The 24,652-nt window shown below is 32.2% G+C and carries 28 protein-coding genes; 22 read left to right on the top strand and 6 right to left on the bottom strand.

Annotated elements, in window-relative coordinates:
- Nucleotides 1–4 precede the first annotated feature (4 nt).
- From HGK31_RS09915 to hisIE, 13 genes are all read left to right on the top strand, one after another.
- The gene (locus HGK31_RS09915; protein ID WP_191859605.1) at nt 5–412 is read left to right on the top strand and encodes a nuclear transport factor 2 family protein; all 408 of its coding nucleotides are present in this window, start codon (nt 5–7) and stop codon (nt 410–412) included.
- A gap of 71 nt (nt 413–483) precedes the next feature.
- Nucleotides 484–1,356 carry a succinate--CoA ligase subunit alpha gene (sucD, locus tag HGK31_RS09910; protein WP_191859604.1) on the top strand — a complete coding sequence of 291 codons (873 nt, stop codon included), beginning with the start codon at nt 484–486 and terminating at the stop codon, nt 1,354–1,356.
- A gap of 108 nt (nt 1,357–1,464) precedes the next feature.
- On the top strand, nt 1,465–2,211 hold the full coding sequence (gene fabG, locus HGK31_RS09905; RefSeq protein WP_104735732.1) for a 3-oxoacyl-[acyl-carrier-protein] reductase: 747 nt from the start codon (nt 1,465–1,467) through the stop codon (nt 2,209–2,211).
- 14 nt (nt 2,212–2,225) lie between these two features.
- Entirely contained in the window at nt 2,226–4,256 is a 2,031-nt protein-coding gene (locus HGK31_RS09900; protein ID WP_191859603.1) for a VWA domain-containing protein, read from the top strand.
- A 15-nt stretch (nt 4,257–4,271) separates the two neighbouring features.
- Nucleotides 4,272–5,087 (top strand): prohibitin family protein, encoded by an 816-nt coding sequence (locus tag HGK31_RS09895; protein WP_104733726.1) that lies wholly within the window; start codon nt 4,272–4,274, stop codon nt 5,085–5,087.
- A 240-nt stretch (nt 5,088–5,327) separates the two neighbouring features.
- The gene (gene hisG, locus HGK31_RS09890; protein ID WP_191859602.1) at nt 5,328–6,185 is read left to right on the top strand and encodes an ATP phosphoribosyltransferase; all 858 of its coding nucleotides are present in this window, start codon (nt 5,328–5,330) and stop codon (nt 6,183–6,185) included.
- Nucleotides 6,182–7,465, top strand: coding sequence for a histidinol dehydrogenase (gene hisD, locus HGK31_RS09885; protein WP_191859601.1), 1,284 nt, complete (start codon nt 6,182–6,184; stop codon nt 7,463–7,465). Before hisG ends, hisD begins: the two co-directional genes overlap by 4 nt.
- Complete coding sequence (gene hisC, locus HGK31_RS09880) at nt 7,465–8,502, top strand: histidinol-phosphate transaminase (protein WP_191859600.1); 1,038 nt, start codon at nt 7,465–7,467, stop codon at nt 8,500–8,502. Before hisD ends, hisC begins: the two co-directional genes overlap by 1 nt.
- On the top strand, nt 8,502–9,638 hold the full coding sequence (gene hisB, locus HGK31_RS09875; RefSeq protein ID WP_191859599.1) for a bifunctional histidinol-phosphatase/imidazoleglycerol-phosphate dehydratase HisB: 1,137 nt from the start codon (nt 8,502–8,504) through the stop codon (nt 9,636–9,638). Before hisC ends, hisB begins: the two co-directional genes overlap by 1 nt.
- Nucleotides 9,638–10,225 (top strand): imidazole glycerol phosphate synthase subunit HisH, encoded by a 588-nt coding sequence (gene hisH / locus HGK31_RS09870; RefSeq protein ID WP_191859598.1) that lies wholly within the window; start codon nt 9,638–9,640, stop codon nt 10,223–10,225. Before hisB ends, hisH begins: the two co-directional genes overlap by 1 nt.
- A complete protein-coding gene (gene hisA, locus HGK31_RS09865) occupies nt 10,222–10,956 on the top strand; it encodes a 1-(5-phosphoribosyl)-5-[(5-phosphoribosylamino)methylideneamino]imidazole-4-carboxamide isomerase (RefSeq protein WP_191859597.1) in 735 nt (244 codons plus the stop codon). The genes hisH and hisA overlap by 4 nt, the downstream gene beginning before the upstream one ends.
- A gap of 3 nt (nt 10,957–10,959) precedes the next feature.
- Nucleotides 10,960–11,715: an imidazole glycerol phosphate synthase subunit HisF gene (hisF, locus tag HGK31_RS09860; protein ID WP_191859596.1), complete on the top strand. Its 756-nt coding sequence runs from the start codon at nt 10,960–10,962 to the stop codon at nt 11,713–11,715.
- Entirely contained in the window at nt 11,712–12,308 is a 597-nt protein-coding gene (gene hisIE, locus HGK31_RS09855) for a bifunctional phosphoribosyl-AMP cyclohydrolase/phosphoribosyl-ATP diphosphatase HisIE (RefSeq protein ID WP_191859595.1), read from the top strand. Before hisF ends, hisIE begins: the two co-directional genes overlap by 4 nt.
- Before the next feature lie 41 nt (nt 12,309–12,349).
- Here the strand turns inward: hisIE and HGK31_RS09850 are convergent, their stop codons facing one another.
- On the bottom strand, nt 12,350–12,781 hold the full coding sequence (locus tag HGK31_RS09850; protein ID WP_191859594.1) for a hypothetical protein: 432 nt from the start codon (nt 12,779–12,781) through the stop codon (nt 12,350–12,352).
- Nucleotides 12,782–12,981: 200 nt separating this feature from the next.
- Between HGK31_RS09850 and HGK31_RS09845 the strand changes: the two genes are divergently transcribed.
- From HGK31_RS09845 to HGK31_RS09820, 6 genes are all read left to right on the top strand, one after another.
- Nucleotides 12,982–13,665, top strand: a complete 684-nt coding sequence (locus tag HGK31_RS09845) for a tRNA pseudouridine synthase A (RefSeq protein WP_394368040.1) — start codon at nt 12,982–12,984, stop codon at nt 13,663–13,665.
- Nucleotides 13,666–13,833: 168 nt separating this feature from the next.
- Complete coding sequence (locus HGK31_RS09840; RefSeq protein WP_104733737.1) at nt 13,834–14,337, top strand: Dps family protein; 504 nt, start codon at nt 13,834–13,836, stop codon at nt 14,335–14,337.
- A gap of 42 nt (nt 14,338–14,379) precedes the next feature.
- Nucleotides 14,380–15,285, top strand: coding sequence for a mechanosensitive ion channel family protein (locus HGK31_RS09835; RefSeq protein WP_191859592.1), 906 nt, complete (start codon nt 14,380–14,382; stop codon nt 15,283–15,285).
- A 98-nt stretch (nt 15,286–15,383) separates the two neighbouring features.
- On the top strand, nt 15,384–15,635 hold the full coding sequence (locus HGK31_RS09830) for a hypothetical protein (protein WP_191859591.1): 252 nt from the start codon (nt 15,384–15,386) through the stop codon (nt 15,633–15,635).
- A gap of 37 nt (nt 15,636–15,672) precedes the next feature.
- Nucleotides 15,673–16,230, top strand: coding sequence for a hypothetical protein (locus HGK31_RS09825; protein WP_191859590.1), 558 nt, complete (start codon nt 15,673–15,675; stop codon nt 16,228–16,230).
- A gap of 77 nt (nt 16,231–16,307) precedes the next feature.
- Complete coding sequence (locus HGK31_RS09820) at nt 16,308–16,982, top strand: DUF2461 domain-containing protein (RefSeq protein WP_191859589.1); 675 nt, start codon at nt 16,308–16,310, stop codon at nt 16,980–16,982.
- Here the strand turns inward: HGK31_RS09820 and HGK31_RS09815 are convergent.
- Together HGK31_RS09815 and HGK31_RS09810 are read right to left on the bottom strand one after the other, a co-directional pair.
- Nucleotides 16,975–17,421: a transcription elongation factor gene (locus HGK31_RS09815; protein WP_191859588.1), complete on the bottom strand. Its 447-nt coding sequence runs from the start codon at nt 17,419–17,421 to the stop codon at nt 16,975–16,977. The two genes, HGK31_RS09820 and HGK31_RS09815, sit on opposite strands and share 8 nt — an antisense overlap.
- On the bottom strand, nt 17,422–17,823 hold the full coding sequence (locus tag HGK31_RS09810) for a glyoxalase (RefSeq protein ID WP_104733743.1): 402 nt from the start codon (nt 17,821–17,823) through the stop codon (nt 17,422–17,424).
- A 172-nt stretch (nt 17,824–17,995) separates the two neighbouring features.
- Between HGK31_RS09810 and HGK31_RS09805 the strand changes: the two genes are divergently transcribed.
- Both HGK31_RS09805 and HGK31_RS09800 read left to right on the top strand, forming a co-directional pair.
- Complete coding sequence (locus HGK31_RS09805) at nt 17,996–18,883, top strand: DUF72 domain-containing protein (RefSeq protein WP_191859587.1); 888 nt, start codon at nt 17,996–17,998, stop codon at nt 18,881–18,883.
- 3 nt (nt 18,884–18,886) lie between these two features.
- Complete coding sequence (locus HGK31_RS09800; RefSeq protein ID WP_191859586.1) at nt 18,887–19,276, top strand: acyl-CoA thioesterase; 390 nt, start codon at nt 18,887–18,889, stop codon at nt 19,274–19,276.
- A gap of 2 nt (nt 19,277–19,278) precedes the next feature.
- Here HGK31_RS09800 and HGK31_RS09795 read toward each other — a convergent pair whose 3' ends face one another.
- Complete coding sequence (locus tag HGK31_RS09795) at nt 19,279–20,526, bottom strand: mechanosensitive ion channel family protein (protein WP_191859585.1); 1,248 nt, start codon at nt 20,524–20,526, stop codon at nt 19,279–19,281.
- 3 nt (nt 20,527–20,529) lie between these two features.
- Entirely contained in the window at nt 20,530–20,805 is a 276-nt protein-coding gene (locus tag HGK31_RS09790; RefSeq protein WP_191859584.1) for a DUF3817 domain-containing protein, read from the bottom strand.
- 204 nt (nt 20,806–21,009) lie between these two features.
- Between HGK31_RS09790 and HGK31_RS09785 the strand changes: the two genes are divergently transcribed.
- The gene (locus tag HGK31_RS09785) at nt 21,010–22,356 is read left to right on the top strand and encodes a T9SS type A sorting domain-containing protein (RefSeq protein ID WP_191859583.1); all 1,347 of its coding nucleotides are present in this window, start codon (nt 21,010–21,012) and stop codon (nt 22,354–22,356) included.
- A 2-nt stretch (nt 22,357–22,358) separates the two neighbouring features.
- Here HGK31_RS09785 and HGK31_RS09780 read toward each other — a convergent pair whose 3' ends face one another.
- Entirely contained in the window at nt 22,359–24,542 is a 2,184-nt protein-coding gene (locus HGK31_RS09780) for a T9SS type A sorting domain-containing protein (protein ID WP_191859582.1), read from the bottom strand.
- Nucleotides 24,543–24,652 lie beyond the last annotated feature (110 nt).

Genomic DNA, 24,652 nt, shown 5'->3' with positions numbered 1-24,652 from the left:
ACACATGTCTGCAAAAGATATCGTAAAAAGATTTTACAATTCTGATTTAGCAAATGATGAATCAATTATACCACAATTTTTTCACAAGGAATGTGAGTTGCATTGGAATAGTAGTCGTGGTTTTACGGTTTTAAGATATGATGATATCGTCTCTTTTTTTGAAGGAACTAGACAAGCTTATGAAAGCCTCCGGTTTGTTTTCAGTCATTTACTAGAAGATGGCCCATTTGTTACAAGCAGACACACTTTATTTGCTAACACAATTGAGAATCCTGATGAAGAAGTTGCTTTGGCGCATTTTATATCTATTTGGGAAGTGAAAGATAACCAACTGTTTAGATGCCATGAGATTAGCCAATTGGCAGATGAATCAACTATACATTCAAATTCTTTCAAAGAAATAAAAATTTAAAAACACTTTACTAATCCTATTCAAAAGATTACTTTTGTAATCGTTTTAAAACATTAAAAAATTAAACTTCAATGAGCGTTTTAGTTAATAGAAATTCAAAAATAATAGTACAAGGTTTTACTGGTAGCGAAGGGACATTTCACGCTGGTCAAATGATTGAATATGGTACAAATGTAGTTGGTGGTGTAACACCTGGTAAAGGTGGCCAAACTCATTTAGAAAAACCAGTTTTTAATACAGTTGAAGAGGCTGTAAAACAAGTTGGTGCAGATACCAGTATTATTTTTGTACCGCCAGCTTTTGCTGCTGACGCTATTATGGAAGCTGCTGATGCTGGTATAAAAGTGATTATCACGATTACTGAAGGAATTCCTGTTGCTGATATGATAAAAGCTTCAGATTACATAAAAGGTAAGGACTGTAGATTGATAGGCCCTAATTGTCCTGGCGTTATTACTCCAGAAGAAGCAAAGGTTGGTATCATGCCAGGTTTTGTTTTCAAAAAAGGAAAAGTAGGTATCGTTTCTAAATCTGGAACATTAACTTACGAAGCAGCTGATCAAGTGGTAAAACAGGGATTGGGAATCACTACTGCCATTGGAATTGGTGGTGACCCAATAATTGGAACAACAACAAAAGAAGCTGTTGAGCTTTTAATTAACGATCCTGAAACTGAAGCAGTTGTAATGATTGGTGAAATAGGTGGACAACTAGAAGCAGATGCGGCTAATTGGTATAAAGAAAGTGGTAGTAAAAAACCAGTTGTTGGTTTTATTGCTGGTGAAACAGCACCTGCAGGCCGTACTATGGGACATGCTGGAGCTATTGTAGGAGGTAGTGATGATACAGCACAAGCTAAAAAGAAAATTATGAGAGCTTGTGGTATTCATGTAGTTGATTCTCCTGCTGAAATTGGTAAAAAAGTAGCTGAAGTTTTAGCTTAATAAACAAATACTGAACTGTTAAAAACCTTACAAAATCTTGTAAGGTTTTTTTATTTGATGCAACTTGTATTTATTATATTTGACAAACAACTAATCTCAACAACAAAAATGAAATTATTAGAAGGAAAAACCGCTATTATAACAGGGGCGAGTAGAGGAATTGGTCGTGGAATTGCTCAAGTATTTGCCCAGCAAGGTGCTCATGTCGCTTTTACGTATAGTTCATCAGTTGAAGCAGCTAAAGAACTTGAAGACGAATTAAAGGCTTTAGGAGTAAAAGCAAAAGGATATAAAAGTAATGCTGCTAGTTTTCAAGAATCTCAAGATTTAGCTGAAGCTGTTGTTGGTGAGTTTGGAAGTATCGATATTCTTGTAAATAACGCAGGAATCACAAAAGATAATCTCTTAATGCGTATAAGTGAAGAGGATTTTGATAAAGTTATTGAAGTTAATTTGAAGTCTGTTTTCAATATGACAAAAGCTGTACAGCGTACTATGCTCAAACAGCGTAAAGGCTCTATAATTAATATGAGTTCGGTTGTAGGTGTAAAAGGTAATGCAGGACAAACTAATTACGCAGCATCAAAAGCAGGGATTATTGGATTTTCAAAATCGGTGGCTTTAGAATTGGGCTCAAGAAATATACGAAGCAATGTTATTGCTCCAGGATTTATTGAAACTGAAATGACAGCAAAATTAGATGAAGACACTGTTAAAGGATGGCGTGAAGCTATTCCTTTAAAACGAGGAGGAACACCTGAAGATATTGCAAATGCTTGTGTGTTTTTAGCAAGTGATATGTCAGATTATATAACAGGTCAAACATTGAATGTAGATGGTGGCATGTTAACTTAATTGCTTAAAAATTAATGGGTTCGATTACTCTTTTATTTATAATATTATCTGGAATTATAGCGCTATCACTAGCGCTTTTTCAATATTGGCATAGATTAAAAAAGAAATCAATATTTAATTTATTAGCCTTTTTAAGGTTTCTTACAATTTTTGCAGTCTTAATTTTATTGGTGAATCCAAAAATTGAGAAAGAAACATTTTATAAAGAAAAGCCAAAGTTGGTAATTGCTACAGATAATTCAAGTTCTCTTTCTTTTCTTGAACAAGAGGAGAATATAAAACGAGTTATAAATAATTTAAAAGAAAATCAAGAACTTAATGATAAGTTTGACTTAAACTTTTTCAGCTTTGATGAAGATTTAAAAATGACTGATTCATTAAGTTTTCAGGGCAGACAGACAAATGTTGCTAATGCCTTTGATAAACTGCAAGATATTTATAAAAGTGATATTGCACCTACCATATTGCTTTCTGATGGTAATCAAACCTATGGTAGTGACTATGGTTATACGTCATTAAAGTTCAAACAACCTGTCTATCCAATAGTTTTAGGCGATACTACTCAACATGTAGATATTAAGTTGCAACAACTTAACGTCAATAAATACGCTTTTTATAAGAACAACTTTCCAATAGAAGCTATCATAAGTTATAATGGTGAAGAAAAGGTAAGTACATCTTTCAAAATATTAAATGGAAACACAGTTGTATGGTCACAAACAGTAGATTTTGACCAAATTAACAATTCAAAAATCTTAAATTTTTCATTGCCAGCTAATCAAATTGGCCTTTTTACATACAAAGCGATTATTGAACCGTTGAGTAATGAAAAAAACACTAACAATAACGCAAAGAATTTTGCCATAGAAGTTGTTAATGAAAAATCTAATATAGCCATTGTAAGTGATTTTGTCCACCCAGATTTAGGTGCCTTAAAAAAGAGTATTGAAAGTAATGAACAGCGATCAGTAAGTATATTGAGTATTAATGAATTTGTTTCTAAAATAACAGATTATCAAATGGTTATATTGTATCAACCAAATAGTAGGTTTAAGCCTGCTTTTGATGCTCTAAATGTAACACCTTTAAACAGTTTGATTGTTTCTGGATCAAAAACAGATTGGAATTTTATTAATAATACCAAAAATAATTATAAGCATGATATAAGTAATCAAACAGAAAATTATCAAGCTGTCATTAACACCAATTATTCTGAATTTATAATTCCTGATCTTGATTTTGAATCATTTCCTCCCTTAATAGGCAAATTTGGAAACATAAATTTTTCTGTTCCTAGTAAAGTCATTCTAACAAAAAAAATAGGAAACGTCATTACAGATGATGTATTGTTGGCAACTTTGGAATACAATTCACAACGAGAAGCTTTATTATTGGGCGAAAACATTTGGCAGTGGCGTGCGCAAAGTTTTTTGAATCAAGGGTCTTTTGATCAATTCGATGATTTTATTGGAAAGCTCGTGCAATATCTGGCTTCAAAAAAGCGCAGAGAACGATTAAATGTTGAATTTGAATCTTTTTACAATGGTAGCTCTAATGTAGTTATAAGCGCACAGTATTTTAATACAACTTATGAGTTTGATAATAGAGAGAACCTAATCATTAATGTTACAGATGATATTTCGGGAGAAAAAAAATCATACCCTTTCATTTTGAAAAACAACAGTTATCAAGTTGATTTGAGCAGTTTACCTGCTTCTGATTATCGTTTTACTGTAACAGCGACCAATAGTAATATTTCAAAATCTGGATCTTTTAAAATTATTGCCTATAATATTGAAGAACAGTTTTTAAATGCTAATATGTCAAAATTGCAAACAGTTGCATCAAATACTAACGGCAATACCTATTTTCCAGATAAAACCGACGATTTGATTGATGATCTGCTTAATGATTCTAGGTTTGCTATAATTGAGAAAAGTACTAAAAATACTGTACCTTTGATAGATTGGAAGTATTTACTTGCCTTAATAGCCATATGTTTAACTTCAGAATGGTTTATTAGAAAATATAACGGACTTATTTAACTAAAAAAATAAAAAATGGAAAGATTACCAAAAATTGGATTACCAATAATTATTACAATAATCGTATTAATTGTTGTCATTGCAAAATCTGCAGTAACTATTGGTTCTGGTGAAGCAGGCGTATTATTTAAAACATTTGGAGATGGTGTTGTTATAGATGAACCGCCAATGAGCGAAGGATTTCATATTGTTGCACCATGGAACAAGGTATTTGTTTATGAAGTAAGACAACAAGAAGTACTTGAAAAAATGAACGTTTTGTCTTCAAACGGATTGGATATCAAGTTGGAAGCTTCAGTTTGGTTTCAACCAAAATACACTGATTTAGGAAAATTACACCAAGAAAAAAGTGAAATGTACAAAGAGCGTGTATTACTTCCTGCCATTCGTTCAGCAGCTCGTAGTGTCGTTGGACGTTATACACCTGAACAATTGTACTCTACAAAACGTGATGCCATTCAGCAAGAGATATTTGAAGAAACTAAAAAAATTGTCGAAGATCAATACATTCAATTAAACGAAGTACTGGTTCGTGATGTGACGTTGCCGCCAACCATTAAAGATGCCATTGAGCGTAAATTAAAACAAGAACAGGAATCTCTGGAATACGAGTTTAGATTGGTTACTGCTGCAAAAGAAGCTGAAAAGGTAATTATTGAAGCAGAAGGTAAGGCTGAATCAAACAGAATTTTAAGTGCATCATTAACAGATAAAATTTTACAAGATAAAGGTATTGATGCCACCATTAAATTATCAGAATCTCCAAATACTAAGGTAATTGTTATAGGTTCTGGTGATAGCGGATTACCTCTTATACTTGGAAATCAGTAGGATATAAAATAAAGTAAAAAACATTTGGATTTATAAATTAATTTTCTGAAACTTTGTTCAGTTAACAAAACGACATGACTTTTATTCAATTACATCATCATCATTTTCATATTTGCACTCAAGCGAACTGAAAATGTATTGAATAAAACCAAAATATTTTAAAACCGTTTGAGTAAATCAAGCGGTTTTGTTTTTTAAGCACTTCTCGGAAAGATTTACTCAAACATCAAAGAAAGAAAAATGAGTAAATTAAAAATTGCAATTCAAAAATCAGGTAGATTACATGATGATTCCATGAAAATCCTTAAAGAAATAGGGATTTCTATTGACAATGGTAAAGACCAACTAAAAGCATCAGCTAGAAATTTTCCGTTAGAAGTATTCTATTTGCGTAATGGAGACATTCCACAATATTTAAAAGACGGCATTGTAGATGCTGCTATAATTGGTGAAAATGTTTTAATTGAAAAAGGAAATGAAATTTCAATAATTGAAAAATTAGGTTTCTCTAAATGCAAAGTTTCAGTGGCTATTCCAAAAGCGCAGCCATATACTTCTCTAAATGATTTAAACGGAAAGCGTATTGCAACATCGTATCCCAATACGGTTAATCAATTTTTAGAAAAAGAAGGTATTGATGCCCAACTTCACATTATAAACGGTTCGGTTGAAATCGCCCCTAATATTGGCTTGGCAGATGCTATTGTAGATATTGTATCTAGTGGTAGTACTTTATTTAAAAATGGTTTAAAAGAAGCCGAAGTGCTTTTGAAATCGGAAGCAGTTTTAGCTGTATCTCCAAAGATTTCTGATGAGAATCAATCAACATTAAGGAAACTTCAGTTTAGATTACAATCGGTCCTCAAAGGAAGACAAAACAAATATGTTTTGCTCAATGCACCTAATGATAAATTAGAGAACATAGTTAAAATTTTGCCTGGCATGAATAGTCCAACAATTTTGCCATTAGCAAAAGAGGGTTGGAGTTCATTGCACTCTGTGATTAATAAAAATGAGTTCTGGGATGTTATTGACGAACTCAAAGAAAATGGTGCTGAAGGTATTTTAGTATGTTCAATTGAAAACATGGTAATATGAGAATAATAGAAAACCCAAAAATAGAAGATTGGTCAAAATTGTTATTAAGACCTACGCAAACTGTTGATGATATTGAAAATACCGTAGAACTCATATTTGATGATGTTAAGCGTAATGGTGACCAAGCAATTTCAAAGTACACAGCAATGTTTGATGGTGTCACTTTAGATGAATTTATTGTTGCGAATTCGGAAATAGAAGCTGCTTCTATTCGTGTTTCAAACAAACTAAAAGATGCCATTCAATTGGCAAAATCCAATATCACCAAATTCCATTCTGCCCAAAAAACTTCTCAAGTTAAATTAGATACAATGCCTGGAGTTACTTGTTGGCAAGAAAAAAGACCAATTAATAAGATAGGACTATACATACCTGGAGGAACTGCACCTTTGTTTTCTACTGTATTGATGTTAACAATTCCAGCGAATATTGCTGGTTGCAAGGATATTGTTTTATGTACGCCACCAAATAAAGAAGGGAAGGTTGCTGATGAAATATTGTATACAGCTAGTATATGTGGTGTGACAAAAATAATTAAAGTTGGTGGTATTCAGGCAATAGCAGGACTCACATTCGGTACTCAAAATATTCCGCAAGTGTATAAAATATTTGGGCCAGGAAATCAATTTGTAACCGTAGCAAAACAATTAGCTACAAAATATGGCATAGCAATCGATATGCCTGCAGGACCAAGTGAATTATTAGTGTTTGCCGACGATTCTGCAACACCAAGTTTTGTGGCTTCAGATTTATTAAGTCAAGCAGAGCACGGTTCTGATAGTCAAGTTATTTTGGTTTCAACATCGAAATCGCTTTTAGCAAAAGTAAATATAGAACTAGAAAGCCAATTATCTCAACTGCCCAGAAAAGAAATAGCCGAAGCTGCAATTGTGAATTCAAAAGCCATATACATAGGTACAAACGAAAAGGCTATTCAGTTAATTAATGAATATGGACCTGAACATTTTATTGTTTGCTCAAAAGATGAAGACTATTTTGTAAATAACATACAAAATGCTGGTTCAGTATTTGTTGGTAATTATACACCTGAAAGTGCTGGGGACTATGCTTCTGGCACGAACCATACCTTACCAACAAACGGGTTTAGTAAAGCTTATTCTGGTGTTAATCTAGATAGTTTTACTAAAAGCATCACTTTCCAAAAAATTTCAAAGTCAGGAATCCAGAATATAGGAAATGCCATCGAACTTATGGCTGAAGCAGAAGGTCTTCAAGCTCACAAAAATGCCGTATCACTACGATTAAAAGATTTACAATAATGGACATAAATAATTTAATACGAGACAATATCAAATCACTAAAACCATATGCGTCTGCTCGAGATGAGTTTAAGGAATTCTCTAGTGATCTTATATTTCTTGATGCAAACGAAAATCCTTTTGATAATGGCGTTAATCGTTATCCTGATCCGTTACAGATGACGTTAAAGTCAAAACTATCCGAAATTAAGAATATTTCAATCGACAATATTCTTTTAGGAAATGGAAGTGACGAAATTTTAGATTTAATTATTAGAGTTTTTTGTGAACCAAATGCTGACAATATTATCACGTTACCGCCAACCTATGGTATGTATGAGGTATTGGCCAACACGAATGCTGTAGAAATTAAATCTGTAATGCTAAATGATAATTTTCAACCAGACATTAAAGCCATTTTAGACAAAGCTGATACGAATTCAAAAATTTTATTCTTATGCTCACCAAATAATCCAACAGCAAATAGTCTAAAGGCTGACATTATTGAAGAATTGCTAAAATCATTTCAAGGAATAGTTGTGATAGATGAAGCTTATATTGATTTTTCAAATGAGGCAAGCTGGTTAGGTCGGCTTAATGAATTTCCAAACTTAATTGTGACTCAAACTTTATCAAAAGCCTATGGAATGGCTGGGATTAGACTTGGTGTTTGTTATGCGTCAAAAAAAATTATCTCCACACTAAATAGAATAAAGCCACCATATAATATTAATGCTTTAACACAGCAAAAAGCTTTAGATCGGTTGCTAGATATAGGAATAGTAAAAACTGAAACAGCTACTATTTTAAATGAAAGAGATAAGTTAATTCAGGAGTTATCCGAAGTTAATTTTGTTGACAAGGTATATCCTTCCGATGCAAATTTTATATTGATAAAAGTGGATGATGCCGATAAAAGATATAATCAGCTATTGGAAAATGGTATTGTGGTCCGAAATAGAACACACCAACCTAATTGTAAAAATTGTTTACGCTTTACCGTTGGTACAGCAATAGAAAATAACACACTAATTAAAACATTAAAAAACATTCAGTAATGGGAAAGAGAGTATTATTTATAGATAGAGACGGAACACTGATTAAAGAACCAGCAGATGAGCAAATAGATGCTTTTGAAAAACTTGAATTTTACCCGAAGGTTTTTCAATATTTAAGTAAAATTGCCAATGAGTTAGACTTTGAAATTGTCATGATTACTAATCAAGATGGTTTAGGAACATCTATTTTTCCAGAAGAATCCTTTTGGCCTGTTCACAATTTTATAATTGAAACATTTAAAAATGAAGGCATTAGATTTGATGAGCAATTTATTGACCGAACTTTTACCAAAGACAATGCACCTACAAGAAAACCAAATACAGGTTTACTAACTAAATATTTATCAAAAGAATACGATTTACAAAACTCCTTTGTAATTGGTGATCGCTTAACAGATATGGAATTGGCTAAAAATTTAGGTTCTAAAGGTATTTTTATAAATGATCATACAAATCTTGGAACCGACGAAATAACTGTAAAACGTGAAGAATTGAATCCATTTATTGCTTTAGAAAGTAACGATTGGGAGTCTATTTATACCTACTTAAAAGTAGATGCTAGAACTGGTTTTATTGAAAGAAACACAAACGAAACAAAGATAAAAATCAAATTAAATCTTGATGGTACAGGGCAAAGTTCAATTGATACTGGTATAGTATTTTTTGATCATATGCTTGACCAAATTGCAAGACATGGTCAAATAGATTTAGACATCAAGGTTATTGGTGACCTGGAAGTTGATGAACATCACACCATTGAAGATACGGCAATAGCATTGGGAGAAGTATTTGCTGATACATTAGGAAAGAAACTAGGAATAGAACGTTATGGTTTTGCCTTACCAATGGATGATTGTTTAGCTCAAGTAGCCATAGATTTTGGTGGAAGAAACTGGTTGGTTTGGGAAGCCGATTTTAAACGCGAAATGATTGGTAAAATGCCCACAGAAATGTTTATGCACTTTTTTAAGTCGTTTACTGATGGTGCTAAATGTAATCTAAACATTAAGGCAGAGGGTATTAATGAACACCATAAAATAGAAGCCATTTTTAAGGCTTTTGCTAAAGCCATAAAAATGGCAGTGAAACGAGATATAGAAAAAATGATTTTACCCTCAACTAAAGGTGTTTTATAATGAAAGTAGTAATAATTGATTACGGAGCAGGTAATATCAAGAGCATTCAATTTGCCTTTCAGCGACTTGGTGTTGAAGCCATAGCTTCAAATGATTATAACCTAATAAAAACTGCAGATAGAATTATATTTCCTGGAGTTGGCGAAGCCAGTTCAGCTATGACAGAGCTTAAAAAAAGTGGGCTTGATAAATTAATTCCAATTTTAAAACAACCCGTATTAGGTATTTGTCTGGGTATGCAATTAATGTGTTTGGAAACAGAAGAAGGAAATACCAATGGACTTGGTGTTTTTAATACGAAAGTTAAACGATTTACAAATTCAGTGAAAGTACCTCAAATGGGTTGGAATACAATTCAAAATTTAAAAACAAATCTGTTTAACAACATTAAAGAAGAAGAATACATGTACCTTGTTCATAGTTATTATGCTATTAACTGCCAACAAACGATTGCCACAACAAATTATGAATTAAGTTATGCAACTGCACTTCACAAAAATAATTTTTACGGTGTTCAGTTTCACCCAGAGAAAAGTAGCTTAGCAGGTCAACAACTATTACAAAATTTTATAAATATTAGAGAATGAGAATAATACCAGCAATAGATATCATTGAAGGCAAATGTGTACGATTGACCCAAGGTGATTATAATTCAAAAAAAATTTATAATGAAAACCCACTTGAAATTGCGCGTGCATTTGAAGATTCAGGTGTCAAGTATTTACATGTTGTGGATTTAGATGGTGCAAAGGCTAAACATATTGTTAATTATAAAATATTAGAACAAATTGCCTCAAAAACGAACCTTAAGGTAGATTTTGGAGGTGGTTTAAAAAGTACTGAAGATTTGCATATTGCCTTTAATTCAGGTGCTAAACAAATAACTGGAGGTAGTATTGCAGTTTCAGATCCTCATATTTTTGAAGAATGGATTTCTAAATATGGTCGCGAGAAAATAATTCTGGGCGCAGATTGTTTAGATAAAAAAATAGCTATTCATGGTTGGCAAAAAACTAGCGATCGATCAATTATTCCATTTATAAAATCATATCAAAAGAAAGGAATACAATACGTTATTTGTACGGATATTAATAAAGACGGTATGTTAAGTGGTCCTTCTTTTGAATTATATAATGAGATTCTAGAGAGCTTTATGAACGAAAGTAAAGGTCAAACCTTAAAACTAATAGCTTCGGGTGGTATTTCTGGTATTGAAGATATTGATAAACTAAACGAAATAGGCTGTGAAGCTGTAATTGTAGGAAAAGCTCTTTATGAGAACAAGATTAATTTAAAAGAACTTCAACGCTATTTTTAATCAATGCTAGCAAAACGAATTATACCGTGTTTAGATGTCAAAAACGGAAGGACAGTAAAAGGAATCAACTTTATTGATTTAAGAGATGCTGGCGATCCTGTTGAATTAGCCAAACAGTATGCAGAACTGGGTGCCGATGAATTGGTGTTTTTAGATATATCTGCTACTATTGAAGGTCGCAAAACCATGCGAAATATGGTTATGAGAGTAGCTGAGCAAATCAATATACCTTTTACGGTTGGTGGTGGAATATCTTCTGTTGAAGATGTTGCCATACTATTGAAATCGGGTGCAGATAAGGTTTCTGTGAACTCGTCGGCTGTCAAAAATCCTAATTTAATAAATGAATTATCTAATAAGTTTGGAAGTCAATGTATTGTGGTAGCCATTGACGCTAAAAAAGTAAACAATGAGTGGGTTGTTCATTTAGCTGGAGGCACAGTTCCAACAAAATTAAACCTATTTGAATGGGCAAAAGAAGTAGAGCAAAGAGGTGCTGGAGAAATCCTATTTACATCTATGAATCATGATGGCACTAAATCCGGATTTGCTAATGATGCCTTGTCTAAATTTTCGCAATTAGTTAATATCCCAATAATTGCTTCAGGAGGCGCAGGAACAAAACAACATTTTGTTGAAACATTTAAAGATGGGAATGCAGATGCTGCCTTGGCGGCTAGTGTCTTTCATTTTGGCGAAATAGATATTATAGATTTAAAAAAAGAATTGAAAAAGAATAAAATAGCAGTTAGACTATGAATATAAATTTTAATAAAAATAATGACGGACTTGTTCCGGCAATTGTTCAAGATAATATAACCAACAAGGTTCTCATGCTTGGCTACATGAATGAAGAAGCAGTACAAAAAACAATGGATTCAAAATTAGTAACTTTTTTTAGCAGAAGTAAACAACGCTTGTGGACTAAAGGTGAAGAAAGTGGTAATCTGTTAAATCTAGTCAGCATAAAAACAGATTGTGATAGCGATACCTTATTAATAAAAGTAAAACCAGAAGGACCAACGTGCCATAAGGGAAGTGATACCTGTTGGAATGAAGAAAACAATTCAAGTTATGGTTTTTTTTCAGAATTAGAAACAATAATAGAAAACAGAAAGAATAATGCTTCTGAAAAATCTTCATATGTAGCATCCTTATTTGCTGCCGGAATTAATAAAATCGCACAAAAAGTAGGAGAGGAGGCTGTAGAAACAGTAATTGAGGCTAAAGATAGAAACGATGACTTATTTTTAAATGAAAGTGCCGATTTACTATTTCACTATTTAATTTTACTTCAGGCAAAAGGTTTTAAGCTGTCCGATGTGGAAAATGTATTAAAAAAAAGGCACTAGTTTTTAAATCTAGTGCCTTTTGAATTGTTTATATGAAAGATTTATGAAATCCAACCTTTGGCCGCTGATGTTCTTGAAAACCACACTAGTAGAGCACAAACAACAATAATCATTATTGGCATAATCGTACCAGAAAACTGATCCATTAAAGATGGGCCATCTGAAGTAAACCACCAAATTTGCTGTATGGTTGCGGCTAAAAATGATACAGTTAACACTGAAGTAGCAAGTTTCTTTTTGAGTAAAAGAAGAAGACATCCAATAGCTCCAGCAAAAACAGCAATTGCAAATAAGGCAGTGACCCAAGCAGGTCTGGCATCTAGAAGTGCAATTTGTTCAGTTGTCAATTGAGACATAACAGCCTCTGTTCTATAGGCTTGTTGGATATAGGCATTTACACCCATTAAATTCCATAAAAGAGCAACGATACTAACAATCCAAAACCAGATTGCGGGTTTGTTTGATTCAGTCATTTTAGAAGTATTTAGTTAGTTAATATATTACAATGTATAAAAAATTTGCCATATTCTTAAAATGCTGTAATTTCGACTAGTTTTTAAATTCACAATACTTGTTCGAGCAAAAACGCTATTATTATCTTATAAAGTGCCAGTATTTAGGGTATCGATTTCATGGTTGGCAAAAACAACCTAATCTTAAAACACTTCACTTAATGATAGATCGTACCTTTAATTATATTTTAGAGGGCAAACGTTTTAAAACGCTTACTTCTGGCAGAACAGATGCTATGGTCTCAGCCAATGAGGCTGCTTTCGAATTGTTTTTATATCATAAAATAGACAATCTAGATGATTTTTTAGAGCTTTTCAATTTTAACCTACCTCAAGATATTCGTGCTTTGAGTATTGTTCCAGTAACTAAAGATTTTAATATTATTCAAGACTCTAAAATCAAGGAATACTTATATGTTTTCGCATTTGGTAATAAATTTCATCCTTTTTGCGCACCTATTATGACAACTATTCTTGACGAGTTGGATATTGAAAAAATGAAAGTAGCGGCAAAGCTTTTTGAAGGTGAGCACTATTTAAAATCATATTGCTATAAAGCCACTGATAACGGTATCTATAACAGAGAGATAATCGTCTGTGAGATTGTTGAAAACAATCTTTTTACTGCCAATTTTTTTCCAAAGCAATCTTTTGTTTTACGCGTAAAAGGTAAAGGGTTTATGCGCAACCAAATTCGACTTATGATGGGAGCTTTAATTCAAGTGGGTAAAAATGAATTTTCACTATCTGATATTGAAAATAGTCTAAAGCCAGATAACGACATTTCAATCAATTATATAGCTCCAGCATCAGGATTAATACTCAATAAAGTCGATTTTTTGTAAGAAAAATCTAATTAATTTCTGTTAAATTTTTTAAGAGACAGTCAATTTCTTAACATAATTTTATGTTAATAGAATCTTAATTTCGTTAAACCCTGTTAAACCACTTGACATTCTTCATTTAGCTCCTAGTTTATAACTGTAATTATTTATAAACCAAAAAACAAAAACATGAGTTATTTAAATATGAAAGACGAAAAATTAGTACCTGTAGTAGTAGAGTTAAATACACTGCTGGCAGATTATCATATCTATTATCAAAAGTTAAGAAGTAATCACTGGAATATATTAGGACAAAATTTCTTTGACTTACACAATAAGTTTGAAGAGATGTATAATGATGCCAAAGTCAAAATTGACGAAATAGCAGAACGTATTCTTACCTTAAGATTTCACCCTATGAGCACATTTAAAGATTATTTTAAAGCATCAGCTATTACGGAAAAAGATGATTTAAAAACCGATGTTGATATGGTTAAAGAGACTTTAAATGATCATAAAATTTTACTTAAGCAAATGAGTGCAGTTATTGAAAAAGCTGAAGCCGTTTCAGATGAAGGTACTATAGATTTAATAGGTGCTTACATTAGAGAGTTAGAAAAAACAAGCTGGATGTTAAACGCTTGGACAAAAGATACTAAAGACTCCTTAAATAAAACACCAGTAGAAGCCTAAACTAAATTGTAAAAGAATAATTAACCACTTAAAAACGAAATAATGAAAGAGCAATTAGCAGAAGCATTTAACAATTTAGTACTTAAATTAGAAGGTTGGTTTAATACCATCATTGAATATTTACCAAACTTTGTTTTAGCTGTCATTGTCTTGGTTACGGCTTATTTTATTGCCAAATATGTCAACAAATTGACAAAACGATTGGTAGATAAAAAAGTTGAAGAAGAATCTGTAAGTAGTATGATTTCTAGAATAACGGCTGTTATTGTAGTACTTGCAGGATTATTTCTAGCCCTCGGAATTATGAATCTAAATAAAGCACTTACATCATTATTAGCTGGTGCAGGTGTGGCAGGTTTAGCAATAGGTTTGGCGCTTCAAGGTACACTTTCCAATACAATCTCTGGAATCATCTTATCATTTAGAAAAAAGATTCAAATAGGAAATTGGGTTGAAACCAATGGTTATTCTGGAGAAGTTATGGACATTAATATGAAGGATTTCACCTTAAAAGAGGCGGATAATAATATAGTTGTCATTCCAAATAAAATGATTTTAGAAAACCCATTAAAAAACTATTCATTAACAACCAGAATGCGTGTGTTTTTAGAATGTGGCGTAGGTTATGAATCTGATTTGGAAAAAGTAGAATCTCTAACCAAAGAAGTTATTGCTAAATCTTTTGATCAAGTAGAAAGCCCAGATGATGTTGAGTTTTATTACACTGAATTTGGTGACAGCTCCATTAACTACTTATGCCGTTTTTGGATTGATGCCGAGAGTATGCTCGAAAAGCTACGTGCCAAAACACGAGCAATTATTGAAATTAAAAAAGCATATGATAAAGAAGGTATTAATATTCCATTCCCAATTAGAACTCTTGAGTTTAACAATAAGTTAGCGTTTGACAATCCAGCAAAATTTCAAGAGCAATTCTCTGACAATTAATCTATTGAGTCAGTAATCAAACGAATACAGCAAACAATATCATTCAAATGACATTAAGTTTGTAATAACAAATTGGATAACCATAATAAAAGATAAACATGAAAAAAATAATAGTAGCATTTGCTTTTCTTTTTACATTATCAACTGTATTTACAGGATGTAGAGATGAAAAAAAAGCAGATGAGCAAGTAGAAGAAACTATGGATAATGTTGGTGAAGACATCGAAGAATCAGCAGAAACTGTTGAGGAAGCAGCCGAAGAAACTGCTGAAGTTGTTGAAGAAGCCGCAGAAGAAGCTGCAGAAGATGTTGAGGACGCAGTTGATGATGCTACCGACGATAACCAATAGTATTTAAAAGAATTATTAACCTTTAAAATTTAAAACAATGAAAAATTTAATTTATATCAGTATATTTTTAATTTCAGCTAATTTCTACGCACAAGATAAGCCTAGAAGCATGTCTGAAACAACAGAAGTAAAAACTGTAAAAGTCAATAACGGTGAAGAAGTTGTTGAAAACAAAATCAAAGTAACTACCAGAGAGGAAAAGAAAGTTAAGCTTGATAAAGCCGATGCTGGTAAAGTAAACCAAGCCAGAGTGATGAACAGTGATAAAATGGTTACAAAAACCATTGAAATTGATAATGATAATGATCCGTTTTATGATTCTGAAATTGAATTGGTTTCCTACATTCAAAATGGTAAAGAATACAATTTTGTAAAAAATGCAAATGGATTTACCGTAACTAAAAAGAACGCTAAAGGTGAATATGCCAATGCCATGAGATCAACTCTTGACGGTAGATATTATATCTTTAACAATAAGGAATATTCCGGAATTGGTTATTTTGATGGTGATGGAAGTTTTGTAGTTGAATATTATGACAATGATTCAAATTCATTGTTGACTACCAAATTTATGTCAATTAAAACACCTAAATAATTAGCAATTTATCACAAAAAAAAGTCTCAATTTTATTGAGGCTTTTTTTTATAACTTTATCTAAATTAAAATGGTATATGAAAACAATATCAAAACAAACTTTAGATTTTCTTAAAGAACTGGAAAAAAACAATAATCGTGATTGGTTTAATGACAACAAAAAAGAATTCAAAGCAATAGAGGCAGAAGTCAAGGCTTCTTATAAAGAGTTGTTCAATGCATTAAGTATTCATGATGATGTTGATGGATTTAAAATGTTTCGTATTTATCGTGATGTGCGTTTTTCAAAAAACAAACAGCCTTACAAAACACATTTTGGAGGCTCGTTCAATAGAAGGAAACCAGAACTTCGAGGTGGTTATTACTTACATATTCAGCCAAATAATGAATCATTTATAGCTACAGGATTTTGGGAGCCGAATAAAGATGATTTACTACGAATGCGTAAAGAATTTGAAATGGATGCTTCAGAAATGCGAGCAATTCTTTCTAATAAGACCTTTGCAAACGTTTGGGGCGAATTAGTTGGAGATGAACTTAAATCGGCACCAAGAGATTTTGACAAAAACCACCCAGATATTGATTTAATTAGGAAAAAACAATTCATTTTCACAAAAAAATACAAGGATACTGAAGTATTATCTGCTAGCTTTTTGGAAGATGTGAATAATTCTTTTCAAACAGTTAGACCGTTTTTTGACTACATGAGCGATGTACTTACTACCAATCTAAATGGAGAATCCATTATTTAATATCAATTATGGTTTGTGAATCACCGTTAAATTCAATGGTATCGCCTACAACTTTGCTTTTCAATAATTGACCTATAGGAGATAGCAAAGAAATGCCAAAATAGGTATTGCCTTCAATTTCAATCGCACCAATGCTTGTTGCTATAAAGAATGTTTTAGAATTTGTTTTCACAATACTTCCCAAAACCGCATGTGTATGAGATGCCCTGGGATTTATTAATTTTAATGTGTCCAGCATTTTGTTTGCTTCGCTCAAGTAGTTGGCATTTTTTTCTAAATCATTAAAAAGTTTGCCGTTACCTGAATCGTCATCATCATCACTACTTTTATCATTGTTTTCTATAGACTCCTTAATGGTTTCTATTTCATCTCTATAACTTGCTATGCGTTTATTTGCATGGTTATAGCAAACTGCCAATAATTGTTCTTTGAGTGTCATTTATGCAACCAATGAATGAAAAGCCTGAATATTACTTATTAATCGTTCCTTAACAATATTCATCATCCTTTTGTTTAATGCTGAAGAATTGGTAACGTAAAATTGGTATTCTTCAACTGTAAACTGTCCAATGACCATTCCTTTTAATGAATTTCTAAATTTCATATCCTTATGTATGGCATTCTCAACATAGTCAATTTGTTTTTGGACAGACAAGTCATAAAAAACATTTTTATGCTTTGTTACATAATTTTTGAAAACTTCAATAAACAAATCATTTTGAAGCTTAATAATTGGTCGTAAGGTTTCGTTTTGAAAACGCTCATCAGGACTCATAGAATCAAAAAATAATGCCGAAGCAATTTCTGGACGGCATTTTAATAGGTTTGCAGATCGGTTCATGGTATAAGTTTTAATAAAAATATAAATTCAAATAGCTTAATAACGCCATGTGGAATTAGAATATTAACAGCGTTATCAACAATAAATTTTACAAATTCAAAAATCAAGCTTAATTATTTGAAGTATTTCATAGAATGACAAGTAACAACTATCTTTGATTAAAACCTGAAAAATGAAGTTTGGAAGCGTCGATAATCCAGGAGATATAGATTTTACCCTTAAACCTGATCATAATGATACGGCAAGTGTGCTCAATAAGGTGAAGGATGATAATGTTCCTGATATATACGTAGGCTGTGCCAAATGGAATAGAGCCGACTTGAAGGGATTTTATCCGCGTGGAACCAAAGATGAACTAACGTACTATTCAAATCAATTTAATGCTATTGAGCTAAATGCAACGTTTTATCGCATATTTCCGGCTGAACAGTTTGCTACGTGGTATAAAAAAACGCCTGATGGTTTTAAATTTTTCCCAAAACTCAATCAAGAAATTAGTCATTGGAAACGCTTGAATGATGTACATGCTGTTGTAGAAAACTATCTATATAATGCTTCAAACCTCAAAGAAAAATTAGGCACTATCTTTCTTCAGATGCATAATAATTTTGCACCAAAAGATTTTGACAAGGTTGTAAATTTTGTGGAAAACTGGCCTAAAGAAGTTGCTTTAGCCATAGAGTTCAGACATACAGATTGGTATAATGATGAAGTGGTTTCAAATCAATTGTATGACTTATTGGAAACCAATAATATTTCAAACGTAATTGTTGATACCGCAGGAAGACGTGATTTAATGCACATGCGTTTAACTAATGCAATAGCTTTTGTGCGCTATGTAGGAGCCAACCATCCTAGTGATTATACTAGATTGGATGATTGGGTTTCTAGACTGAAAGAGTGGCAAGAACAGGGAATCAAAGAAATTGATTTCTTTATACATCAAAATATTGAAAAAGAATCACCATTACTTTCAGCCTATTTTATTAAAAAATTAAATACTGAATTAGGTTCTAAATTGAAAATACCTAATAACAATTCACAACAAACCTTATTATAGTTTATGAGATTTCACACTAGAAAATGGGTAAAACCAGAAGACCTAAACCCTAACGGCACACTGTTTGGTGGTAGATTGCTAGCTTGGATAGATGAAGAAGCCGCATTGTACACCTTAATTCAATTAGAAAACAAGCATATTGTTACCAAATTTGTATCCGAAATAAACTTTATGAGTTCAGCTAAGCAAGGTGATATAGTTGAGTTGGGTATGGAAGTGGTAAATTTTGGAAAATCTTCAATTACATTGCGTTGTGAAGCCAGAAATAAAATGACTCGTGAAACTATATTGACCATTGATAGAATCATCATGGTAAATTTAGGTGAAGATGGTAAGCCAAAACCTCATGGAAAAACTAAAGTAGAATTTGTGAAAGATAGATTAGAAAGCTAATTTTAGTTTTCAGGTGAATCAATTGTAGTTGATAGTTCAAAAACTTCTAAATCAAAATAAGGCACAGCAGATAAAGCATGATCAAAAATATCTGACATTATGTACTCGTAGTTTTCCCAACGTTTATCACTACTAAAAGCGTAAATTTCCAAGGGTAGACCATGAGCAGTTGGAGCAAGCTGTCTGACCATTATAAACATATCTTTATTTATTGCTGAATGATTTTCTACATAGCTTTGAAGATATTTTCTAAAAACGCCAATGTTGGTCAGATTTCTACCATTTATTAGAGTCGATTTATCAATCTCATTAGATTCATTAAAACTATTAATGTCCTTTTGTCTGTGATCTAAATAATCTTTTATTAAATGTATTTTTTTAAGGTTCTCTATTTTTTCATTAGTCAGGTAATGAACACTTTTTGCTTTAAGTATAATGGCACGTTTTATGCGTCTACCACCAGATGACTGCATACCACGCCAATTTTTAAAGGAGTCAGTTATGAGCGCAAATGTTGGGATATGAGTAATAGTCATATCAAAATTCTGAACCTGAACGGTTGATAAATTAATTTCAATAACATCACCATCTGCACCATACTTTTCCATTGTAATCCAGTCGCCAATTCTAACACTATCATTTACAGCCACTTGAATACTTGCCACAAAACCCAAAATAGTGTCTTTAAATATCAATAATAGTATGGCCGAAGCTGCGCCTAACGTGGTAAAAAACTTAATAAAAGATAAATTAATTAATACTGCAAGACAGGAAGCAATAGCGATAATCCATACAAACAACATGACTACTTGAATGTAACTATCAATAGGTTTATCCTTCAGGCGTGGAAGGGTTTTAAAATAGGACTCAAAAGTTTTTAAAATACTTCTTATAATCCAAACCGTAAGAATAATACCGTACACTTTTAGGATCATTACGATATAACTTTCAAAATGCGGAAAGTCATAAAAAACAAAAGGGAACAGTTTGATGGTTAAAATTAAAGGAACAATATGAGCTATATTTCTAGGAGCTTTGTGATTAACCAATAAATCATCAAAATGTGTCTTGGATTGTTCAGAAAACTTACTAAAAGCATTTATTAATAGTTTTCTAGTAACAAAATCAGTTATAAAAATTATAACAAATAAAGCCACAAGCAGCACAAGCATATTCAAATATTTGGCTGTATCTGGGCTTACATCTACTGAAACTAAATAATCATAAAACAAACATTGAATGTCTTTCATAGTCTATTGTTTCAAAAATTTTTTGTCAACATAAAAAGTACCAAATGGAATAATTGAAGCTAATAAAACAGTACGCATGGTTTTATTATTCCATTTTAGATTAGAGCCAACAATTACGGCCAAAATGATATACATAATAAATAAGATACCATGTGGCATACCTAGTAATTTAACATATTTAGGCTCATTCATAAAATATTTAACTGGAGTAGCTATAAATAATAGAAGAATGTATGATACGCCTTCTAAAAGTGCAATAACTCTAAAAAATGGAAGCATTTGTTATTCTTTAATTTGATTGCTGCAAAAGTACAATTCAATATATTATTATTTAACATTTTAACAAATAACTATTATAAATAATAAATTCAATTTTTGTTGAATTAAGTCGCTCAACGATAAAAAGTTACGCATAACGAATATTATCTTTATGAAAACTATTTAATAATACTTTTAATGCTCTATATACATTAAATTATAGTCTTGGCCTCAATAAAACCTATTATAAAATCTAACCTATTAACTACTTTTAGTGCAGCTATTTTACTGTGTTTTAATGTTGTGGCACAAACTACACCCATTCCAGATGTGAGTTTTGAGCAAGCGCTTATTGATTATAATATTGACACGAATGGCCTAAATGGTAATATTCTCAATTCTGATGCAGAAAGTGTTATTACATTAAATATTTTTAGTAAAAACATTACTGATTTATCAGGAATTGAAGCCTTTGTAAACCTGAAATACTTATACAGTTATTATAATAATATTGCAAATTTGGATTTGCAATATAATCTAGAGTTAGAAGTTTTAGATATTGAAAATAATAGCCTTACAGATTTAAATGTGTCTCAAAACCTGAATCTCAAGGAACTTTATGTAAGTAACAATCAATTAGACGTTCTTGATGTTTCGAATAATTTAGATTTAGAGGTATTATCTTGTAACCTTAATAATATTTGTGAATTAGATGTTACCAATAATATAGATTTAGCTGTATTATGGTGCTATTCAAATATTCTAACTGATCTTAATTTGGAAGAAAACATCCTTTTGGAGTCTTTGTTTTGTGGTGACAATGATTTGGATTCACTTGATATTTCAAATAACACATTACTCGAAACTATTTCTTGTGGTCAAAACAACATAACTAGCTTTACATTTGACAATTGTTTAGATTTGACATATTTGGATGTAAGCGGAAACATGCTTAATGAATTAGATATTACCTCCAATACATCAATGCGTCGTTTACTTTGTAACAATAATAATATTCAGGAACTAGATCTTTCTCACGCTCCAGAATTACTATTGTTTTATGCTAGTTTTAATAATTTAAGAGATATTGACTTAACGAATAACAATGAATTAAAATATGTAAGGCTAGCGTCTAATGAACTGGAAAGCATTGACTTTAGAAATGGGAACAATAGTGATATTTCAGATTTTAATACCTTAAATAATCCAGCTTTAACCTGTATTTATGTTGATGATAGTAGTGCCAGTTTTCTATCTGATTGGGATATTGACAGTTCATCAAATTTTGTCACAGACGAAAGTGCTTGCAATGCTTTATCTGTTACTGATACTAAAGAAGAAATAATGACCTTTGAAATATACCCGAATCCTGTTGTTGATTATTTGAATATTAAAACCATAGAGTCAAAATCAAAACTTGTAGTTTACGACACTAATGGTAAAACATTACTAAACAAAGAATTAATTACTGGATTAAATAGTATTGATTTGTCTAATTACAGTTCTGGGATGTATTTATTTAATATTTCTTCAGTTAATCAGACCATTTCCAAAAAAATTATAATTCAATAATTTTAGCGTTTTACTATTTTTCTAATAGCTACAGTATCGTCTTTAGAATCGATTAGTCTTAAAATATAAATACCATCTTGTAAATGTCCTAAATCCAATTGGCTAACATTATTATTAGAACTACTTTTAAAGACAAGCTTTCCATCTAGGCTATGAATTTGATAGGTTGTTTCTTCGTTTAATTCATGCTTTATATGTAATTCACTTTCAAAAGGAATAGGATAAACGGCAATATTATTTTGTGCTTCTAAAGATTCTACACTTAAAGTACCAGAAAAAAATTGAGAGGCCAAAGTAAAAGCTTCAATGCCAATTTCTTCACCAATAATACGACCGCGAATATCATCAATAGGAGGGTGAATACCACCCCAAATGCGTGATAAACTACATTGATCAGAGGCATCTCTGTATGTTGCCCATTGTAAAGTTAAGGATTCAGAAGGACCTTCTTCAAAAACCAAAAACTCATTCTGTGGTGCTTCAAAAGTTCCCATACCACCTGGAAAATAAGCATCACCTGTCAATAAAGTCAAAACTTCAGCACCAGCTCTAGAAAATGTTGAATGCCCTGATACATATCCTGCAAAAGGAGGCGTTACAAATGTTGGTCTTTGATATGGCCACCAATGTGTTCCTAAAATCCAATCGACATGAGCAACATCAGTATCTGGGTCAGCAATAAAATCTGGTCCTTTCCAAGCAAAAATCTTTATCTGTCCTACATTTTCATCACCAGAACCTGCAAGCGGGTCACCAGATTCTATAAGCTCTATTCTACCTGGCACCAATGGTAAGCCATGAGGATCATAATTGGGTAATGATTCATCAGTGCTTTGACCTTTTCCTGCCATGTAGCGAATAGCTGATATGGGTCTAATGTAATCATAGTATCCCTTAACACCCCAAGTGGTCACAGCACAATCATGCATAGCGCCACCTAAAGTCAAGTAACATTTTACATCCCATTCTAAATCACTTAAAACAGGACCTTGGCCGTTGAATTTTTTTTCAATTAAAGGATGATCACTTACGTAATTCATTATAGTAAACCAATGTCCTGGAGGTGTTTCAGAGTCAGGTCCGTCTGCCCAAAATTCTGCAAGTACACGAGCATAATCTCCTCTTTTAACCATTTGAGGCGCATATGGTGCATTGGTATAGGGATTTAGATTATGGCCTGCACCTGGGTCACCACCTTCCAAATAATCATAAAAAGCACGATATTCCTCAAAAGTCTGTGGGAAATTATTAATATCTACATTTCCAATACCATTTGGAGAAATATCAATCATGGTTGTGTCATCTGGGTCTAAATGTGAAGACCAAGAAGCAACAAGCGAAAAGTACCATTTGTAAGGATCGTCAAAACCATCCTCACTTGAATTTTGAATAAATGGAGGAGTACCCGGATTATGATATATATAACTATCAAAACCATTATTTAAAATTTCTAAATCTTCCGGTGATAAGCTAAAGGGAACGACCTCTCCCCATTCTGGGCTAACAAAATCTGGTGTGTTTAAAGGATAGACATTTCCGCTTTGGTCAATAAATACGTCAAAGGCTAGTGGTTGCCATCTGTTAGGATCAATTTCAGTAATATCCTCATAGAGTTCCAAAACCAAAGGTGGGTTTTGAGGGGAATAAAATAAGTTGTTATAACCACTTTCTTCATGGGCACCATCTTGAAGTCCAAAAGCAATAATTTCACTAGCTAAATAATTTCCTAAAGCGGCATATGAACCAGTGCTATAATCGGTTGAAGTGAATGTGTTATCATAGCCATAAGATGCAAAATGATCACTAAAAGCTGCAAGCGATTCTGCAGAACCTGGGGAGTCCTGAAATCTATGATTCAACAATCTAAACATGGCATAACTCATAACTTCGTGTCTTGCAGATGCCACATCGCTTGGTGAATCAATACCGTTAAAATCACAGATATATCCGCCAAAATTTTTGCCTAGAAAAATGGTTTCAGCTTGTGAATCAAATACAGCCCAAGAATCATACATAACCATAGATGTATGAAATAAATTTCGAGCATGAACAGTTGGCCTGGCAAAATCATTTCTAATAGCATCCAACAATTGTTCATTCCATTCTCTAGCAACTGACTGTTGAGCATGCGTTTGGAAACTCAAAATCATTAAGATAAAACCTATAATTTGGGTAATTTTTTGCATATTTTAAATTTCTTTAAATGTATAAAAAAATGTTAATTATACTATGTTTTTAGGTGTTCTATCGATAAAAGTCTGACATTTATGGATTAAGTTAAATTTTCAATCAAACC

Origin of the sequence: Hanstruepera ponticola, assembly GCF_012931685.1 — a bacterium.
In the GTDB taxonomy this organism is placed as follows: domain Bacteria; phylum Bacteroidota; class Bacteroidia; order Flavobacteriales; family Flavobacteriaceae; genus Hanstruepera; species Hanstruepera ponticola.
This window is presented reverse-complemented; position numbering and strand designations above follow the sequence as displayed.

Coding starts and splice junctions, on each gene's coding strand:
- HGK31_RS09915 (WP_191859605.1), top strand. CDS start 5: ATGTCTGCAAAAGATATCGTAAAAAGATTTTACAATTCTGATTTAGCA.
- sucD (WP_191859604.1), top strand. CDS start 484: ATGAGCGTTTTAGTTAATAGAAATTCAAAAATAATAGTACAAGGTTTT.
- fabG (WP_104735732.1), top strand. CDS start 1,465: ATGAAATTATTAGAAGGAAAAACCGCTATTATAACAGGGGCGAGTAGA.
- HGK31_RS09900 (WP_191859603.1), top strand. CDS start 2,226: ATGGGTTCGATTACTCTTTTATTTATAATATTATCTGGAATTATAGCG.
- HGK31_RS09895 (WP_104733726.1), top strand. CDS start 4,272: ATGGAAAGATTACCAAAAATTGGATTACCAATAATTATTACAATAATC.
- hisG (WP_191859602.1), top strand. CDS start 5,328: ATGAGTAAATTAAAAATTGCAATTCAAAAATCAGGTAGATTACATGAT.
- hisD (WP_191859601.1), top strand. CDS start 6,182: ATGAGAATAATAGAAAACCCAAAAATAGAAGATTGGTCAAAATTGTTA.
- hisC (WP_191859600.1), top strand. CDS start 7,465: ATGGACATAAATAATTTAATACGAGACAATATCAAATCACTAAAACCA.
- hisB (WP_191859599.1), top strand. CDS start 8,502: ATGGGAAAGAGAGTATTATTTATAGATAGAGACGGAACACTGATTAAA.
- hisH (WP_191859598.1), top strand. CDS start 9,638: ATGAAAGTAGTAATAATTGATTACGGAGCAGGTAATATCAAGAGCATT.
- hisA (WP_191859597.1), top strand. CDS start 10,222: ATGAGAATAATACCAGCAATAGATATCATTGAAGGCAAATGTGTACGA.
- hisF (WP_191859596.1), top strand. CDS start 10,960: ATGCTAGCAAAACGAATTATACCGTGTTTAGATGTCAAAAACGGAAGG.
- hisIE (WP_191859595.1), top strand. CDS start 11,712: ATGAATATAAATTTTAATAAAAATAATGACGGACTTGTTCCGGCAATT.
- HGK31_RS09850 (WP_191859594.1), bottom strand. CDS start 12,781: ATGACTGAATCAAACAAACCCGCAATCTGGTTTTGGATTGTTAGTATC.
- HGK31_RS09845 (WP_394368040.1), top strand. CDS start 12,982: ATGATAGATCGTACCTTTAATTATATTTTAGAGGGCAAACGTTTTAAA.
- HGK31_RS09840 (WP_104733737.1), top strand. CDS start 13,834: ATGAGTTATTTAAATATGAAAGACGAAAAATTAGTACCTGTAGTAGTA.
- HGK31_RS09835 (WP_191859592.1), top strand. CDS start 14,380: ATGAAAGAGCAATTAGCAGAAGCATTTAACAATTTAGTACTTAAATTA.
- HGK31_RS09830 (WP_191859591.1), top strand. CDS start 15,384: ATGAAAAAAATAATAGTAGCATTTGCTTTTCTTTTTACATTATCAACT.
- HGK31_RS09825 (WP_191859590.1), top strand. CDS start 15,673: ATGAAAAATTTAATTTATATCAGTATATTTTTAATTTCAGCTAATTTC.
- HGK31_RS09820 (WP_191859589.1), top strand. CDS start 16,308: ATGAAAACAATATCAAAACAAACTTTAGATTTTCTTAAAGAACTGGAA.
- HGK31_RS09815 (WP_191859588.1), bottom strand. CDS start 17,421: ATGACACTCAAAGAACAATTATTGGCAGTTTGCTATAACCATGCAAAT.
- HGK31_RS09810 (WP_104733743.1), bottom strand. CDS start 17,823: ATGAACCGATCTGCAAACCTATTAAAATGCCGTCCAGAAATTGCTTCG.
- HGK31_RS09805 (WP_191859587.1), top strand. CDS start 17,996: ATGAAGTTTGGAAGCGTCGATAATCCAGGAGATATAGATTTTACCCTT.
- HGK31_RS09800 (WP_191859586.1), top strand. CDS start 18,887: ATGAGATTTCACACTAGAAAATGGGTAAAACCAGAAGACCTAAACCCT.
- HGK31_RS09795 (WP_191859585.1), bottom strand. CDS start 20,526: ATGAAAGACATTCAATGTTTGTTTTATGATTATTTAGTTTCAGTAGAT.
- HGK31_RS09790 (WP_191859584.1), bottom strand. CDS start 20,805: ATGCTTCCATTTTTTAGAGTTATTGCACTTTTAGAAGGCGTATCATAC.
- HGK31_RS09780 (WP_191859582.1), bottom strand. CDS start 24,542: ATGCAAAAAATTACCCAAATTATAGGTTTTATCTTAATGATTTTGAGT.